Annotated in this window: 11 protein-coding genes; 4 read left to right on the top strand and 7 right to left on the bottom strand. The window is 67.6% G+C overall.

Annotation, left to right across the window (positions count from 1 at the left end):
• Positions 1–6 precede the first annotated feature (6 nt).
• From LDO14_RS17140 to LDO14_RS17165, 6 genes are all read right to left on the bottom strand, one after another.
• A complete protein-coding gene (locus tag LDO14_RS17140) occupies positions 7–987 on the bottom strand; it encodes an aldo/keto reductase (protein WP_223992649.1) in 981 nt (326 codons plus the stop codon).
• A 98-nt stretch (positions 988–1,085) separates the two neighbouring features.
• On the bottom strand, positions 1,086–3,917 hold the full coding sequence (locus tag LDO14_RS17145; protein WP_223992650.1) for a molybdopterin cofactor-binding domain-containing protein: 2,832 nt from the start codon (positions 3,915–3,917) through the stop codon (positions 1,086–1,088).
• Positions 3,918–3,919: 2 nt separating this feature from the next.
• Positions 3,920–4,855 carry an FAD binding domain-containing protein gene (locus tag LDO14_RS17150; RefSeq protein WP_223992651.1) on the bottom strand — a complete coding sequence of 312 codons (936 nt, stop codon included), beginning with the start codon at positions 4,853–4,855 and terminating at the stop codon, positions 3,920–3,922.
• The gene (locus tag LDO14_RS17155; protein ID WP_223992653.1) at positions 4,846–6,063 is read right to left on the bottom strand and encodes an XdhC/CoxI family protein; all 1,218 of its coding nucleotides are present in this window, start codon (positions 6,061–6,063) and stop codon (positions 4,846–4,848) included. The genes LDO14_RS17150 and LDO14_RS17155 overlap by 10 nt, the downstream gene beginning before the upstream one ends.
• 99 nt (positions 6,064–6,162) lie before the next feature.
• Entirely contained in the window at positions 6,163–7,704 is a 1,542-nt protein-coding gene (locus tag LDO14_RS17160; RefSeq protein WP_056391396.1) for an NCS2 family permease, read from the bottom strand.
• 9 nt (positions 7,705–7,713) lie between these two features.
• On the bottom strand, positions 7,714–8,208 hold the full coding sequence (locus LDO14_RS17165) for a nucleoside deaminase (RefSeq protein WP_018769702.1): 495 nt from the start codon (positions 8,206–8,208) through the stop codon (positions 7,714–7,716).
• 401 nt (positions 8,209–8,609) lie between these two features.
• Here LDO14_RS17165 and LDO14_RS17170 point away from each other — a divergent pair, with 401 nt between their 5' ends.
• Both LDO14_RS17170 and ligD read left to right on the top strand, forming a co-directional pair.
• Positions 8,610–9,980: an 8-oxoguanine deaminase gene (locus tag LDO14_RS17170; RefSeq protein ID WP_223992655.1), complete on the top strand. Its 1,371-nt coding sequence runs from the start codon at positions 8,610–8,612 to the stop codon at positions 9,978–9,980.
• A 31-nt stretch (positions 9,981–10,011) separates the two neighbouring features.
• On the top strand, positions 10,012–11,256 hold the full coding sequence (gene ligD, locus LDO14_RS17175; RefSeq protein ID WP_223992657.1) for a non-homologous end-joining DNA ligase: 1,245 nt from the start codon (positions 10,012–10,014) through the stop codon (positions 11,254–11,256).
• 30 nt (positions 11,257–11,286) lie between these two features.
• Here ligD and LDO14_RS17180 read toward each other — a convergent pair whose 3' ends face one another.
• Positions 11,287–11,457, bottom strand: coding sequence for a hypothetical protein (locus tag LDO14_RS17180; protein WP_018769699.1), 171 nt, complete (start codon positions 11,455–11,457; stop codon positions 11,287–11,289).
• 371 nt (positions 11,458–11,828) lie between these two features.
• Here LDO14_RS17180 and pucL point away from each other — a divergent pair, with 371 nt between their 5' ends.
• Together pucL and LDO14_RS17190 are read left to right on the top strand one after the other, a co-directional pair.
• Positions 11,829–12,737 carry a factor-independent urate hydroxylase gene (gene pucL, locus LDO14_RS17185; protein WP_018769698.1) on the top strand — a complete coding sequence of 303 codons (909 nt, stop codon included), beginning with the start codon at positions 11,829–11,831 and terminating at the stop codon, positions 12,735–12,737.
• A gap of 134 nt (positions 12,738–12,871) precedes the next feature.
• Positions 12,872–14,377 (top strand): nucleobase:cation symporter-2 family protein, encoded by a 1,506-nt coding sequence (locus tag LDO14_RS17190; protein ID WP_018769697.1) that lies wholly within the window; start codon positions 12,872–12,874, stop codon positions 14,375–14,377.
• Positions 14,378–14,417 lie beyond the last annotated feature (40 nt).

The following is a 14,417-nucleotide window of genomic DNA, read 5'->3' on the forward strand; positions in this document are numbered from 1 at the left end:
GCTGCCTTACCAGCGGGGGTGGATGGCCTCACGGAAGTAGTGGTCGTAGATCCAGCGGACGCCGGCGTCGAACTCTTCGCTGATGCTGACCGTGGCCGCGGCGGCGTTGGCCCTGGCCTGATCCACGTTGCGCGCGCCGGGGATCACCGAGGTGACGCCGTCCTGCGCGGCAATCCACGCAATGGCCGCCTGCGCGGTGGTGGCGCCCTCCGGCACCAGCTGTTCGAACTCCGCCACGGCCTTCAGGCCCAGTTCGTAGTCCACGCCGGAGAAAGTCTCGCCAACGTCGAACGCCTCGCCCTTGCGGTTGTAGTTCCGGTGGTCGTTCTCCGCGAAGGTGGTCTCTTTCGAGTACTTCCCGGACAGCAGGCCGGACGCCAGCGGCACGCGGGCGATGATGCCCACCCCGGCCGCTTTGGCGGCCGGAAGCACCTCGTCCAGCGGCTTGAGCCGGAAGGCGTTCAGGATGATCTGCACCGAGGCAGTTCCCTTGTGGCGGATGGCTTCGAGGGCCTCGTCCGTCCGCTCCACGCTGACGCCGTAGTTACGGATGGCGCCTTCGGCCACAAGGGTGTCCAGGGCGTCGTAGACCTCGTTGTTGCTGTAGACCGGGGTGGGCGGGCAGTGCAGCTGGACCAGGTCCAGGGTGTCCGTGCCCAGGTTTTTCCTTGAGCGGTCCACCCATTGGCGGAAATTGGCCAGCGTGTAGTTTTCCGGCCGCTGTTCCATCCGGCGGCCCATCTTGGTGGCCACCGTGACGCCGAGGCCCGGGTTGTCCGCCAGGAACTTCCCGATAGCCTGCTCACTCTTGCCGTCGCCGTACACGTCTGCGGTGTCGAAGAGGGTGACCCCGGCCTCCACGGAGGCGGCGAGGATGGCCTGCGCCTGTGCCGGGTCCACGTTGCCCCAGTCCGCGCCGAGCTGCCAGGTGCCGAGCCCCACGATGGAGACGTTCCGTCCGGTCTTGCCTAAAATCCGCTGTTCCATCCCCTGACTATATGCAACGATGCAACCCGCAGTCAGGTTGCCCCGCTGCGAACACCTTTTGGGCCTTCCGCACGCACGGTGCGGGCAGGGCCCCGGCGTTATGACCGGGCGTGCTCGAGCTTGGGCACCAGCCCCGCCTCCTTCAGCCCCAGGTAGATGCGGTCCCGGGCAATTGGCAGCGACGCGAAGCGCACGCCCGTGGCGTTGCGGATGGCGTTGGCCAGCGCCGGCGCCACCGGGTTGAAGGGGCTTTCGCTCATCGACTTGGCCCCCAGCGGCCCCATCTTGTCGTTGGTGTCCGCGAAGTACACCTCGCTGCGCGGCACGTCCGCAAAAGTAGGGATGTGGTACTGCCGCAGGATGTCCGTGGTGACCTTTCCGGCGTCGTCCACCACCACCTCCTCGTAGAGCGTGGCGCCAAGGGCCTGGGCGATCCCACCTTCGATCTGGCCGCGGCACTGCCGCGGGTTGACCACCACGCCGGCGTCGGCCGCCTGCACGCTTTGCAGGATCTTCAGCTCGCCGGTGCCGCGGTTCACCGCCACCCGGAAGCCGTGCACATTGAATGCGACGGAGCGCGGAGTCCCACCCCAGCGCCCCTCGGCGGCGAGTTCGACGCCGGCACTCTCCGCGGCCTGGGCCAGTTCAGACAGTGCCACGGGAGTCCCGTCGACCACCAGGACGTCGTCCTCAAGGACGCAGGCGGACGCCTGGGTCTGCCGGATGCCGGCGGCGAATGCACGGATCCGGACGGCCAGTTCCTCTGCTGCGGCGAGGGTGGCCTTGCCGGCCACTACGGTGCCGGCCGAGCCGAAGGCGCCGGTATCGTGCTCTACCAGGTCCGTGTCCGATTGCCGCACCGCCACCCTGGACGCTTCCGTGGAGAGGGCGGTAGCGGCAAGCTGGGCGTGCACCGTGGTGGTGCCGTTCCCGAACTCGGCGGTCCCGACGTCGGCCTGGTACGTTCCGTCCGGCAGGAGCCGGAGCCTTGAATGGGCAAAGTGGCCGCGCGGCGGCACGGTGTCGATCATGGACAGGGCCGTGCCTTCGCCCACCATCCAGTCAGGCCCCAGGTCCTCAAGGCCGGCCTGCCGGTAGCGTTCGCGACCGCGGTCCAGCGCGTCCCTGACCAGGTCCAGGCATTGGTCCAGCCCGTAGCTGCCGTAATGGACGTCCTCTTCCGGGTCCGGCTGGGTGGACAGCATGTGGTCCCCTTCCCGGACCATGTTCCGGCGGCGGAACTCGAACGGGTCCATGCCGATCCCGGCGGCGAGCTCATCCATGGCGGACTCGACGGCGAAGATCATCTGGCTCAGCCCGTACCCGCGGAAAGCTCCGGACGGCACGGTGTTGGTGTACACAGAATGCGCGTCCACCTTCTTGTTCGCGCAGTTGTAGACCGCCAGCGATTCGCCGCAGCCGTGGAACATGACGCCGGGGCCGTGGTTTCCGTAGGCGCCGGTGTTGGTCACCACGTCCAGCTCCAGGGCCGTCAGCTTCCCGTCCTTGCTGGCTCCGGCCTTCAGCTTGATGGTGAAGGGGTGCCGGGTGGTGGTGGCGGTGAACTGTTCGGTGCGGGTCAGTTCCAGCTGGACGGGCCGGCCGAGCTTGAGGGCCGCGAGCGCCACGAGGTCCTCGGTGAGCACTTCCTGCTTGCCGCCGAACCCGCCGCCCACGCGGCCGGCCACCACATGCACCTTGTCCTCTTCCAGGCCGAAGATCCGGCACAGGGTGCGGCGGACCAGGAAGGGGACCTGGCTGGAGGTGCGCACCTGCAGCCGTCCTTCAGCGTCCACCGAGGCGATGGCTGCATGGGTTTCCAGTGCCACGTGCTGGACCCGCTGGGTTTGGTAGGTCTTTTCGTGGATGAAGTCGGCGGCAGCGAAACCGTCGGCCACGCTGCCCAGCTCCGAGTGGAGCTCCGCCACCACGTTCCGATCAGGACGGGCGATCCGGGAACCTGCAGCATCCTTGCCACCGTGGACCAGCGGGGCGCCGGGCAGCAGTGCATCCTGCGGTGAGAGGACCGCCGGGAGTTCCTCATAGTCCACCCGGAGGGCACGGACGCCGGCTTCCGCGGCGCCCACCGATTCAGCCACGACGGCGGCCACCCGCTGCCCAATGAACCGGACCACGTCATCGAGCACCCGGGTGTCATCGGGGTCGTCCGTGAACAGCTCGTGTTGTGCGGTGGAGAACAGCTGTTCCGGGGCGTCTTCGGAGGTGAAGACGGCTACCACGCCGGGAACCCTCAGCGCCGCAGCCTTGTCGATGGACACCACCCGCGCGTGGGCATGGGGCGAACGCAGGATCTTCAGGTGCAGCAGCCCCTGCAGCTGCTCCGGCGGCACGTCCAGGGTGTACCGGGCAGCGCCCCTGACGACTGCGCGGCTGGCCGGCGCCGGGACGTCATCGCCCAGCCGGCCCGGCTCCGGATCCGGCTGCCCGTCCCCTGCGATGCCGGAGCCCGGCCCCTGGGGATCCGGGTGCCCGGCGTCCCCGCAGACGGCATCCGCGATGGCACGGTAGCCGGTGCACCGGCAGAGGTTGCCTTTGAGGTTCCGGGGCAGGTTCTCCTTCTGTTCATCTGTGAAGGTGGCGGCCGTCATCACCATGCCGGCCGTGCAGAAGCCGCACTGGAAGCCCTGGCGCTCCAGGAACTGCTGCTGCACCGGGTGGAGCTGCCCGTCGTGGGCGCCGGCATCCGCGAGCCCCTCGATAGTGGTGACGGCATGGCCCTCCGCCCGGACAGCCGGGTAGATGCAGCTGTGGACCGGGGTGCCGTCCACGTGCACCGTGCAGGCACCGCAGTCGCCGCCGTCACAGCCTTTCTTTACCCCCAGGTTTCCCTGCTCCCGCAGGAACGTGCGCAGGCACTGCCCGGGACGGGGTGCCGCGTCCGCGGAAATTCCGTTAATCTCGATGGCCATGCTCAGGCCCCTTTCGAAAGAGTTGTGGGCCCGGAGCCCGGCATCCCGCCGGTCCGGGCCGGCCAGAAGTCCCCGGACACAGCCAGTCCCGGCGTTCCCTGCGGCGCTGCCAGCTCGGCCCGGATTTCCTCGGCCAGCCGGTACGTCATGTCGCGGCGCCAGGCGGGCAGCCCGTGGATGTCGTCGTGGTAGAGCTTCGCCGGAATATGGTCATCAAGTCCGGCCGCCAGCCGGTCCGCGTCCGGCAGCGCGTCGAAGCGCAGCTGCACGGGCCGCTTGGTGGCGGCGGTGACGGTCAGCACCAGGGAGGTGCCGCCGTCGAGCCTTCCAATGAGCAGCACGCCGGACCGGCCCAGGTTGCTCAGGGACAGGCGGCGGAACGCCACGCGGGCGGAAAGGGCCGACGCCGGGAGGTGGACGCTGCGGAGCAGCTCACCGGGTGCCAGGGCGTTTTTCGCGTCGCCGGTGATGAAGTCCGCCACCGGAAGGGTGCGGCTGCCGCCATCCGGTGCGATGAGGGTGGCTGTGCCGTCCAGTCCGGCGCACAGCGAAATGACGGGGCCGGCGGGCAGCGAGGTGCAGAGGTTGCCGCCCACGGTGGACATGTTCCACACCTTGAAGGAGGCCACGAAGGAGTCACAGCATGCCCGGACCAGGTCCAGCGCCGTCCAGCCGCGGTCCGACACATCCGGAAGCCCGGGAAGGCTGTACAGCCCGGCGATGGTGCAGGTGGCGGCAAGCTCGATCCCGTCGTCGGTGACGGTGATCGGCGTCCAGCCTGCGGCGTCGAGGTCCAGGAGCCGTTTGAGCGGCTGGGGCCCGAAGGCGTAGCTGCCGTAGGAGAAAAGGACCGTCCCGCCGGCAAGCCAGGCGTCGCCGTCGCGCCATTCCGAGGGGTCGGTGGTGCGGACCACCGCCTCAATGGTGTTCATGTCCATGCGATCTCCTGCTTGTCAGAGTCTGTAGGCGCCGGCGTGGGCGCGGGGTGGGGGTGGATGGTGCCGGAGGTTTCACGCAGCGGCAGGCAACTGGCGGCGCGGTTGCGGGCTGCGATGATTTCCGCGGTGATGGACACCGCCACTTCGGCGGGGGTGGCGGCACCAAGATCCAGCCCGATGGGTGAGTGCAGCTGGGCGATCCGCTCCGGCGGGACACCCGCGCTGAGGAGTTCGCCCACCCGCTGGAGGTGGCTCCGGCGGGAGCCCATGGCGCCAACGTAGGCGAGGTCCAGGGCCAGCGCGGCTTCCAGCAACGGGATGTCGAACTTCGGATCATGGGTCAGGACGGCGGCCACGGTGCGGTGGTCCGTCCTGCCCGCAGCCGCTTCCGCCGCCAGGTACCGGTGCGGCCACTCGGCCACTACCTGGTCGGCGCCGGCAAAACGGGGCTGCCTGGCGAAGGCGGGCCGGGCATCAACCAGGGTCACGTGGTAGCCCAGCAGCTTCGCAGCCGGTACCAGTGCCGCGCCGAAGTCGTTGGCGCCGAACACCAGCATCCGCGGCGGGGCCAGCCGTGACTCCACGAGGACGGCGGACCCGTCCATAGGCTGCCCTGTCCAGTCTGGCAGACAGTCCCCCGCCCCTGGAATACTGACCAGTCCGGTGCCACCGAGGCGCAGGATGGCCTCCACCTGCAGTGCCGCCTCCCCCTGGAGGAAGGACAGCTCCGGGGATGCGGCCACGCCGGCCGTGGCGGGGTGGTGCAGTACGACGGCGGCGCCTCCCGGGCTGCCCAGCAGCCGTACCAGGGCCATGGATTGGTCCGGGCCGGGTTCGGCGAGTTGCAGCAGGGCAGTGCGCAGCGGATGGGCGGGTTCGCCCGGAACCGCGGCGGGCACCGGCTGGATGTGGATGTCCAGCCGTCCCCCGCAGGTGAGCCCCGCGGCGAAGGCGTCGGCGGCACTGAACCCGTAGGACTCAAGGCGCGGGCCGCCGTCGTCCATTGCCTCCTGGGCGAGCACCACCACGGCGCCTTCCACGCAGCCGCCGGAGAGGCTGCCCAGCACCTCGCCGGATTCGGTGACCAGCATGGATGTTCCCACCGGCCGGGGCACGGAACCGGACGCCGCCACGATGGTGGCGACGGCGAACTGCCCGTCTGCAAGCCGGTGCAGCCACGGGCCCAGCGAAGGGATCAGGTCAAGCATGGCGGCACTCCTTCTTCCGCGCGGCGGTGGTGTCCATTGTCGGTCCTGGCAGGGGCCGGGCCAAGGGTTGGCCCGGCCCCCGGTGTGGCTGGGGCAAGCTCAGCCTCCGAGCAGGTGGTTGATCGGACCGCGGGCGAAGTACACCAGGAACCCGATGCTCACCACCCACATCAGCGGATGGATTTTCTTCGCCTTGCCTGACGCAGCCCCGATGACGGCCCAGCTCACGAAGCCAACACCGATGCCGTTGGCGATCGAGTAGGTCAGCGGCATGGTGACGATGGTCAGGAATGCCGGCAGGGCCACGGTGAACTTGGTGAACTTGATCTCCCGGATCTGCGCCATCATCATCGCCCCCACCACCACCAGGGCGGCGGCCGCGACCTCGAGCGGCACCACGCTGGTGAGCGGGGTGAGGAACATCGAGCCGAGGAACAGCACGCCGGTGACCACCGAGGCCAGGCCGGTCCGTGCCCCTTCGCCGATGCCGGCGGCGGAGTCGATGTACACGGTGTTGGAGGAACCGGAGGTTGCCCCGCCCGCCACGGCGCCGAAGCCTTCCACGATGAAGGCCGCTTTCAGCCGCGGGAACGTGCCGTCCTTGTGGGCGACGCCGGCGCTCCTGGCCAGGCCGGTCATGGTTCCCATGGCGTCGAAGAAGTTGGTGAACACCAGCGTGAACACCAGCATGGTGGCGGCCAGGCCGCCGATCCGGGCGAACGAGCCGAACAGGTCGAACTGCCCCACCAAACCGAGGTCCGGTGCCGAGACCAGCCGGCCGGACAGGACGGGGGTGTTCAGGTGCCAGCCGCCGGGGTTGGTGGCGCTGGCCGGGCCAAGCTTCAGGACGGCTTCCACGACGGCGGCCAGCACGGTGGTGCCGACGATGCCGATGAGCAGGCCGCCCTGGACCTTGCGCGCCACCAGGATCCCCATGGCAAGGAGGCCGATGACGAAGACGAGCGTGGGTACCGAGGTGATGGAGCCGCCGTCGCCCAGTTGGACCGGCGGACCGCCTGCCGTGGGCCGGACGAAGCCGGAGTCCACGAAGCCGATGAAGGCGATGAACAGGCCGATGCCCACGGTGATGGCGGCCTTCAGTTCCTTGGGCACTGCCCGGAAGATGGCGGTCCGGGCGCCGGTGACGCCGAAGAGGACGATCAGGATGCCGTTGATCACCACCAGGCCCATGGCCTCGGGCCAGGTGACTTCCTGGATCACCGAGACGGCCAGGAAGGAGTTGATGCCCAGGCCGGCGGCAAGTCCGAAGGGCAGGTTGGCGATGAGGCCAAAGAGGATGGTCATGACGCCGGCGGTGAGGCCGGTGACGGCACCCACCTGGGCTGCGGATAGCCAGCCCCCGGCGACGTCGGTGGGGGCGTTGTCCGCGCTGAACCCGCCGAGGATGAGGGGGTTCAGGATGACGATGTACGCCATGGTGAAGAAGGTGACCAGGCCCCCGCGGAATTCGCGGGCAAGGGTTGAGCCGCGCCGGGTGACCTGGAAGAAGCGGTCCAGGAAGGATTCCGGGGCCGGCGGCAGCGGGACGTGCGGTCCCTGTGCCGAAGTGCGCGGCGCCCGCCGGGAGGTGCTGGTGGTTGGAGCCGGATGCTCCTCGTGGGAATGGTCCAGGATGGTCATCCCAGCCGCCTAGTAGTCGATCCTGGATTCGAGCGTGTTCCAGGTGTTGAACGGCTCCAGTGGTGCCGGGGCCTGGGGATCGCCCAGCTCCAGTTTGGATACCGGCATCAGGGAGTCCCTGTCCTGGTTTTCGAAGTATTCGTAGAAGACGGCGTCGTCAAAGCCGACGGAGGCGGCGTCGTGGCGGTCCGCGGCGTAGACCACGCGGCCCACCCGGGCCCAAAGTGCGGACGCCAGGCACATGGGGCATGGCTCGCAGCTGGTGTACAGGACTGCGCCGCTGAGGTCGAAGGTGCCCAGTTCGCGGCAGGCGGTGCGGATGGCGGTGACTTCGGCGTGGGCGGTGGGATCGTTGTCCGCTGTGACACGGTTGACGCCGTCGAACGTTTGGCCGTCCGCCGTGACGATCATGGCGCCGAACGGGCCTCCGCTGTTAAGGACGTTGGCCGTTGCCAGCCGGATGGAGCGGGCCAGAAATTGTTCGGCCGTGACGGTGGTACTCATGATGCGACTTCCTTTTGCCGGGAAGCCTGATGCCGTGCAGTACCAGTAGAACCAGGTGCGAACGGTTACCAGGCTTCAGCATGTGCTGTGAAGGTTAAGTTGCGCCTGGTAGATAGCTTCCCCGAGGAGGGGCGCCCGCCTTTGGCAGAATCGAGATTAGCACCGCTTTGTGGGCTGCGCCATAGTTTTCTGGAAATTTAATTTCGCAATGTGAAATCCATGTTTCGACGCCTTCACGGCGGATGCCGCCACGCAGTCACAATCACTTCCATTGACGCAGGTGGAGGCCTTTTCCTAGTCTGATCCCACCCGTCCTGCCCGCAGGTGGCGGGCACCTGGATCAGCAGACAGGGCCTCACTGAGCTGGAACAACTGCCACTGCGCCCAGAACAGGACATCCCATGCCCCATCCCCATCCAGCGCCCGCCTCCCGCCTGTGGATCCGGAGCCCCCTGGCCGCCTTCACCGCCAACACTCTTGACGCCTCGGGTGGCGTGGTGGTCAACGGCGGAGTGATTGAAGAAGTCCTGGCAGCGGGGCAGAAGCCGGCCGCGCCCTGCACCGAAACGTTCGACGCCGGCAGCCACGTCCTGCTGCCGGGCCTGGTCAACACGCACCACCACTTCTACCAAACCCTCACCCGGGCGTGGGGTCCGGTGGCCAACGCCCCGCTGTTCCCGTGGCTGCAGAACCTTTATCCGGTATGGGCCCGGCTGACGCCGAAAGACCTGGAACTGGCCACCACGGTGGCCCTTGCCGAACTGCTGCTCTCGGGCTGCACCACCGCTGCCGACCACCACTACCTTTTTCCCGCGGGCCTTGAGGACGCCATTGACATTGAAGTGGAGGCGGTGCGCCGGCTGGGCATGCGGGCCACCCTCACCCGCGGGTCCATGACGCTGGGAACGGACGACGGCGGCCTGCCGCCGCAGTCCACCGTGCAGGCCCCGGAAGTGGTGCTGGCGGACAGCGAGCGCCTGGTGGGCCGGTACCACGAGCGCGGCGATGACGCGGTGATCCAGATTGCGCTGGCGCCGTGCTCCCCGTTCTCGGTAACCAAGGAGATCATGGCCGAAAGCGCGGCCCTCGCCGGGCGGCTGGACGTCCGGCTGCACACCCACCTGGCAGAAACCCTCGACGAGGAGGACTTCTGCCGGGAGATGTTCGGGCTGCGGACGGTGGACTACCTGGACAGCGTCGGCTGGTTGACGGACCGCACCTGGCTGGGCCACGGCATCCATTTCAGCGACGCGGAGATCGCCCGGCTGGGTGCCGCGGGGACCTCGGTGGCGCATTGCCCCACCTCCAACATGCGTCTGGCGTCAGGCACCGCCCGGGTCCTGGAACTGGAAGACGCCGGAGTTCCGGTGGGGCTGGGCGTTGACGGTTCGGCATCCAATGACGCCTCCAACATGATGCTGGAAGCGCGGCAGGCCCTCTACCTCCAGCGGCTGCGCTACGGGGCCGATGTACCGGTGGAACGGGCCCTGGGCTGGGCCACCCGCGGATCCGCCGCGGTCCTGGGCAGAACCGGACTGGGCCAGCTGGCACCCGGGATGCAGGCGGACCTGGCACTCTTCCGGCTCGACGACCTGCGTTTCTCCGGCAGCCACGATCCCGTGGCCGCCCTCCTCCTGTGCGCCGCGGACCGGGCGGACCGGGTGATGGTCGGCGGGCAGTGGCGTGTGGTGGACGGCCAGGTTCCGGGATTGGACGTGGCGGGGCTCATCGCGGAGCACTCTGCCGCGGCACGGCGCCTGATAAACGGCTGACAGGGATACTGGCCGCTGCTACCGTGGCGGCATGACTCCGTCAAAGACGCCGGCCGAAGTCCTGGATATCGAGGGTGTTGAGGTCCGGATCTCCAGCCCGGACAAGGTGGTATTCCCCCAGCCGGGGCTGACCAAGCTTGACCTGGTGCGCTATTACCTGGCTGTGGCGGACGGAGCGCTGCGGGGTGCGGGAGGGCGGCCGATGGTGCTCAAGCGGTTTCCCAAGGGGATCGACGCGGAGCCGTTCTTCCAGAAGCGCGTTCCGGAAAACCACCCGCCCTTTATTGACACCACCACGCTGCATTACGCGTCCGGGACCTCGGCGGAGGAGGCAGTGATCCGCGATGCGGCCGGCCTGGCCTGGGTGATCAACCTCGGCTGCCTTGACCTGAACCCGCACCCGGTCCGGGCAGAGGACCTGGAACACCCGGACGAACTCCGCGTGGACCTGGACCCCATGCCGGGAGTGGACTGGCCGCAGATCGTGGACGTGGCCTACGTGGCGCAGGAGGTCCTGGCGGACGTAGGCCTGGTGGGGTGGCCGAAGACCAGCGGTTCGCGGGGGCTGCACATCCTGGTGCGCATTGCCCCGGAGTGGTCCTACCGCGATGTCCGGCTCGCTGCGGAAACCCTGGCCCGGGAGGTGGAAAACCGCGCTCCCGGACTCGCCACGGCACGGTGGTGGAAGGAGGAGCGCGGCGAGAGCGTGTTCGTGGACTTCAACCAGAACGCCAAGGACCGCACCGTGGCCTCCGCCTATTCAGTCAGGCCGCTGCCCGATGCCCGGGTCTCGGCGCCGCTTACCTGGGAAGAGGTGCGCACCGCCAGGCCGGAACAGTTCACGGTGCCCACCGTCCTGGAGCGGTTCGCCGAGATCGGCGATCCGCATGCGGGTATTGACGGCGCGGTGGGCAGGCTCGATGGACTCCTGGCCCTTGCCGAAAAACTGGGTCCCGCAGAGAAGGCACCGCGCGGCGGCAACGGATCCGGACGCCGGCAGTCGGTGATGCCGCTCATCGAAGTGGCCCGGACCAGGACCAAGCCCGAGGCGCTCGCCGCGCTCGATGAATGGAGGTCCCGGCACGCCGGCGTCGTGGCGGCCCTTCAGCCCGCCGATGTCCTTGTGGACGGGATGCGTGGATCCAGCTCGCTCTGGTACCGGGTGCGGGTAAACCTGCAGCATGTACCCGAGGCGGACCGGCCGCCCCAGGAGGAGCTCGTCGCGGACTACGACCCCTGGGCGGGCAAGCAGTGGCCCGGAGGCCCCGGCTCCTGACGCCCGGCCAGGGGTCAGCGGCGGCCGGGGTCAGCGGCGCCCGAACACCGGAAGGGCGCGGAGCCAGCGTGAAAAGCCTCCGGACCGCCGCTCGTGGTCGGCCGGAATGTAGAAGTCGGGATCACTGGCTCCGAAGGGCAGGTACAACTCCTGGCCCGGCGCCGGGAATTCCACAACCTGGTTCTGTTCCTGGGGGTTCATCTGCTCCTCCTGTTCCTATAGCGTTTCCGTAGCTCGGAATTTATTTATTGCTATATGAAAAGTGTAGGTAGTGGAGCAGCTTGCCGTCAACGGTGCCGTCGATGGCGCTCCGGGGCCGGCTGGGCGTACGGCAGTCATAAAATGATTTTTGGCCTTGTGATGTACACCACCGGTTTGCGGAGGTACGCTGTTAGGCAACTCGTGGCGCACGTCACGTAACCTGGGAGCAGCAGGCAGGGTCGTAATGAGCTGGCATCAACGGATGCCGGCTCTTTTTTGTTGGGTCGGCTCCATCGGAAACGCGCATGAAATGCGCGCTTAATTTCAGTGATGGAACCTAGGTTCCACTTACCGGAAGTTGGGAAAAGACCATGAGCAGCAAGATCATCCTCGGCGAAAACCAGTACGGCAAGGCAGAAGTGCGCGTCGTCAAGATCACCCGCGACACCAACCGCCACGAGATCGAGGACCTGAACGTCACCTCGCAGCTGCGGGGCGACTTTGCCGCGGCCCACCTTGAGGGCGACAACGCCCACGTGGTGGCCACGGACACCCAGAAGAACACCATCTACGCCTTCGCCCGTGAGGGCATCGGCTCGCCGGAAGCGTTCCTGCTGCGCCTCGGCGAGCACTTCACGTCCAGCTTCGACTGGGTCACCGGCGGCCGCTGGGAAGCCGAGTCCTACGCATGGAACCGGATCCAGGCCCACGGCAGCGAACACGACCACTCGTTCGTCCGCAACGGCCAGGAAGTCCGGACCGCCGTCCTGGTCCGTGACGGGGCCACCAGCCACCTGATTTCCGGGCTGAAGGACCTCACCGTCCTCAAGTCCACCCAGTCCGGCTTTGTCGGCTACCCCCGGGACCGCTACACCACGCTTCCCGAGACCACCGACCGCATCCTTGCAACGGACGTTTCGGCCCGCTGGCGCTTCAAGACCGGCACCGATTTCAGCGCGCTGGACTTCAACAAGAGCTACGACGACGTCAAGGGCCTCCTGCTCGAAGGCTTCACGGAAAAGTACTCCCATGCACTGCAGCAGACCCTGTTCGACATGGGCGCCAAGGTCCTGGAGGCGCACAGCGAAATCGACGAGATCAAGTTCTCCATGCCCAACAAGCACCACTTCCTGGTGGACCTTTCCCCATTCGGCCTGGACAACCCCAATGAGGTCTTCTACGCGGCCGACCGCCCGTACGGCCTGATCGAGGCCACCGTCCAGCGCGAGGACGCTGCGGCGGCCCCGGCCGCCTGGTCGGGCATCGCCGGCTTCTGCTAAAGCACGACAACAGGTTTCGACGGGCCCAACCACCATTGGCGGCTGGGCCCGTCGAGGCCACCCCACAGCTTCACCTGTTAGCCAGACAACGTTAGCCAGACGATGACGTCTGCCATGAACCAAGAAAGTCTGCCATGAACACCAAGAAGAAACTGGCCACTGCAGCCGCCGAAAAAGGCGCACGGCCCGCCCGCCCCGAGGACCAGCGCCTCCCGATCGGAAGCATGTTTGCGTACGGCTTCCAGCACGTCCTCACAATGTACGGCGGCATCATTGCCCCGCCCCTGATCATCGGCGCGGCCGCAGGCATGAACTCCCAGGACATTGGCCTGCTCATTGCGGCCTGCCTTTTCGTCGGCGGCCTGGCCACCATCCTGCAGACGGTCGGCGTCCCCTTCTTCGGTTCGCAGCTGCCGCTGGTCCAGGGCGTCTCCTTCGCAGGGGTCTCCACGATGGTGGCTATCGTCCACGGCGGCGGGGGCATCCAGGCCGTCTTCGGTTCGGTCATCGCGGCCTCCCTGATCGGCCTGCTGATCACCCCCCTGTTCTCGAAGATCATCCGGTTCTTCCCGCCGGTGGTCACCGGCACGGTGATCACCACCATCGGCCTGACGCTGATGCCGGTTGCCGCAAACTGGGCCATGGGCGGCAACAACAAGGCGCCCAACTACGGCAGCGTTGCGAACATCGGCCTGGCAGCAGCCACCATGGGCATCGTCCTGCTGTTGAGCAAGGTGGGCAGCGCCGCCATCTCCCGGCTGTCCATCCTGCTGGCCATGGTCCTGGGCACGCTGATTGCCGTCGCGTTCGGCATGGCCGACTTCTCCAAGGTGGGCCAGGGCGGGATCGTCGCCTTCCCCACCCCCTTCGCGTTCGGACCGCCCACGTTTGAACTCGCCGCCATCATCTCCATGCTGATCGTCATCCTGGTCACCCTCACCGAGACCTCCGCAGACATCATTGCCGTGGGCGAGATCGTTGGAACCAAGGTGGACTCCAAGCGGATCGGCAACGGCCTGCGGGCGGACATGCTGTCCAGCGCCGTCTCCCCGCTGTTCAACTCCTTCACCCAGAGCGCCTTCGCGCAGAACGTGGGACTGGTGGCCATCACCGGCGTCAAGAGCCGGTTCGTGGTCAGCGCCGGCGGCGTGATCCTGGTGGTCCTTGGCCTGCTGCCGGTCCTTGGCCGGGTGGTGGCCGCGGTGCCCACCCCCGTCCTGGGCGGTGCCGGCGTCGTGCTCTTCGGCACAGTTGCGGCCAGCGGCATCCGGACATTGTCCAAGGTGGACTACAAGAACAACATGAACCTGATCGTGGTGGCCGCCTCCATCGGCTTCGGCATGATCCCCATCGCCGCCCCGGCCTTCTACGACCAGTTCCCGTCCTGGTTCGGCACCATCTTCCACTCCGGCATCAGCTCGGCCGCCGTGATGGCCATCCTGCTGAACCTGCTGTTCAACCACCTCCGGGCCGGAAATTCGGACAATCAGTCCGTTTTCGTGGCCGGCACGGAGCGGCTGGTGCGCTCGGAGGACCTCCGGTGCCTGGCCGAAGGCGACCGCTTCGAGAACGGCAAGCTCATCGACTGCGACGGTAAGGAAGTCCCCATCCAGTCAGCCGGCAAGGCAACAGAGCACTGACCTTCCACGCAAACGACGACGGCGGCCCGCTCCGGAAAGG

Origin of the sequence: Arthrobacter sp. NicSoilB11, from assembly GCF_019977375.1 — a bacterium.
In the GTDB taxonomy this organism is placed as follows: domain Bacteria; phylum Actinomycetota; class Actinomycetes; order Actinomycetales; family Micrococcaceae; genus Arthrobacter.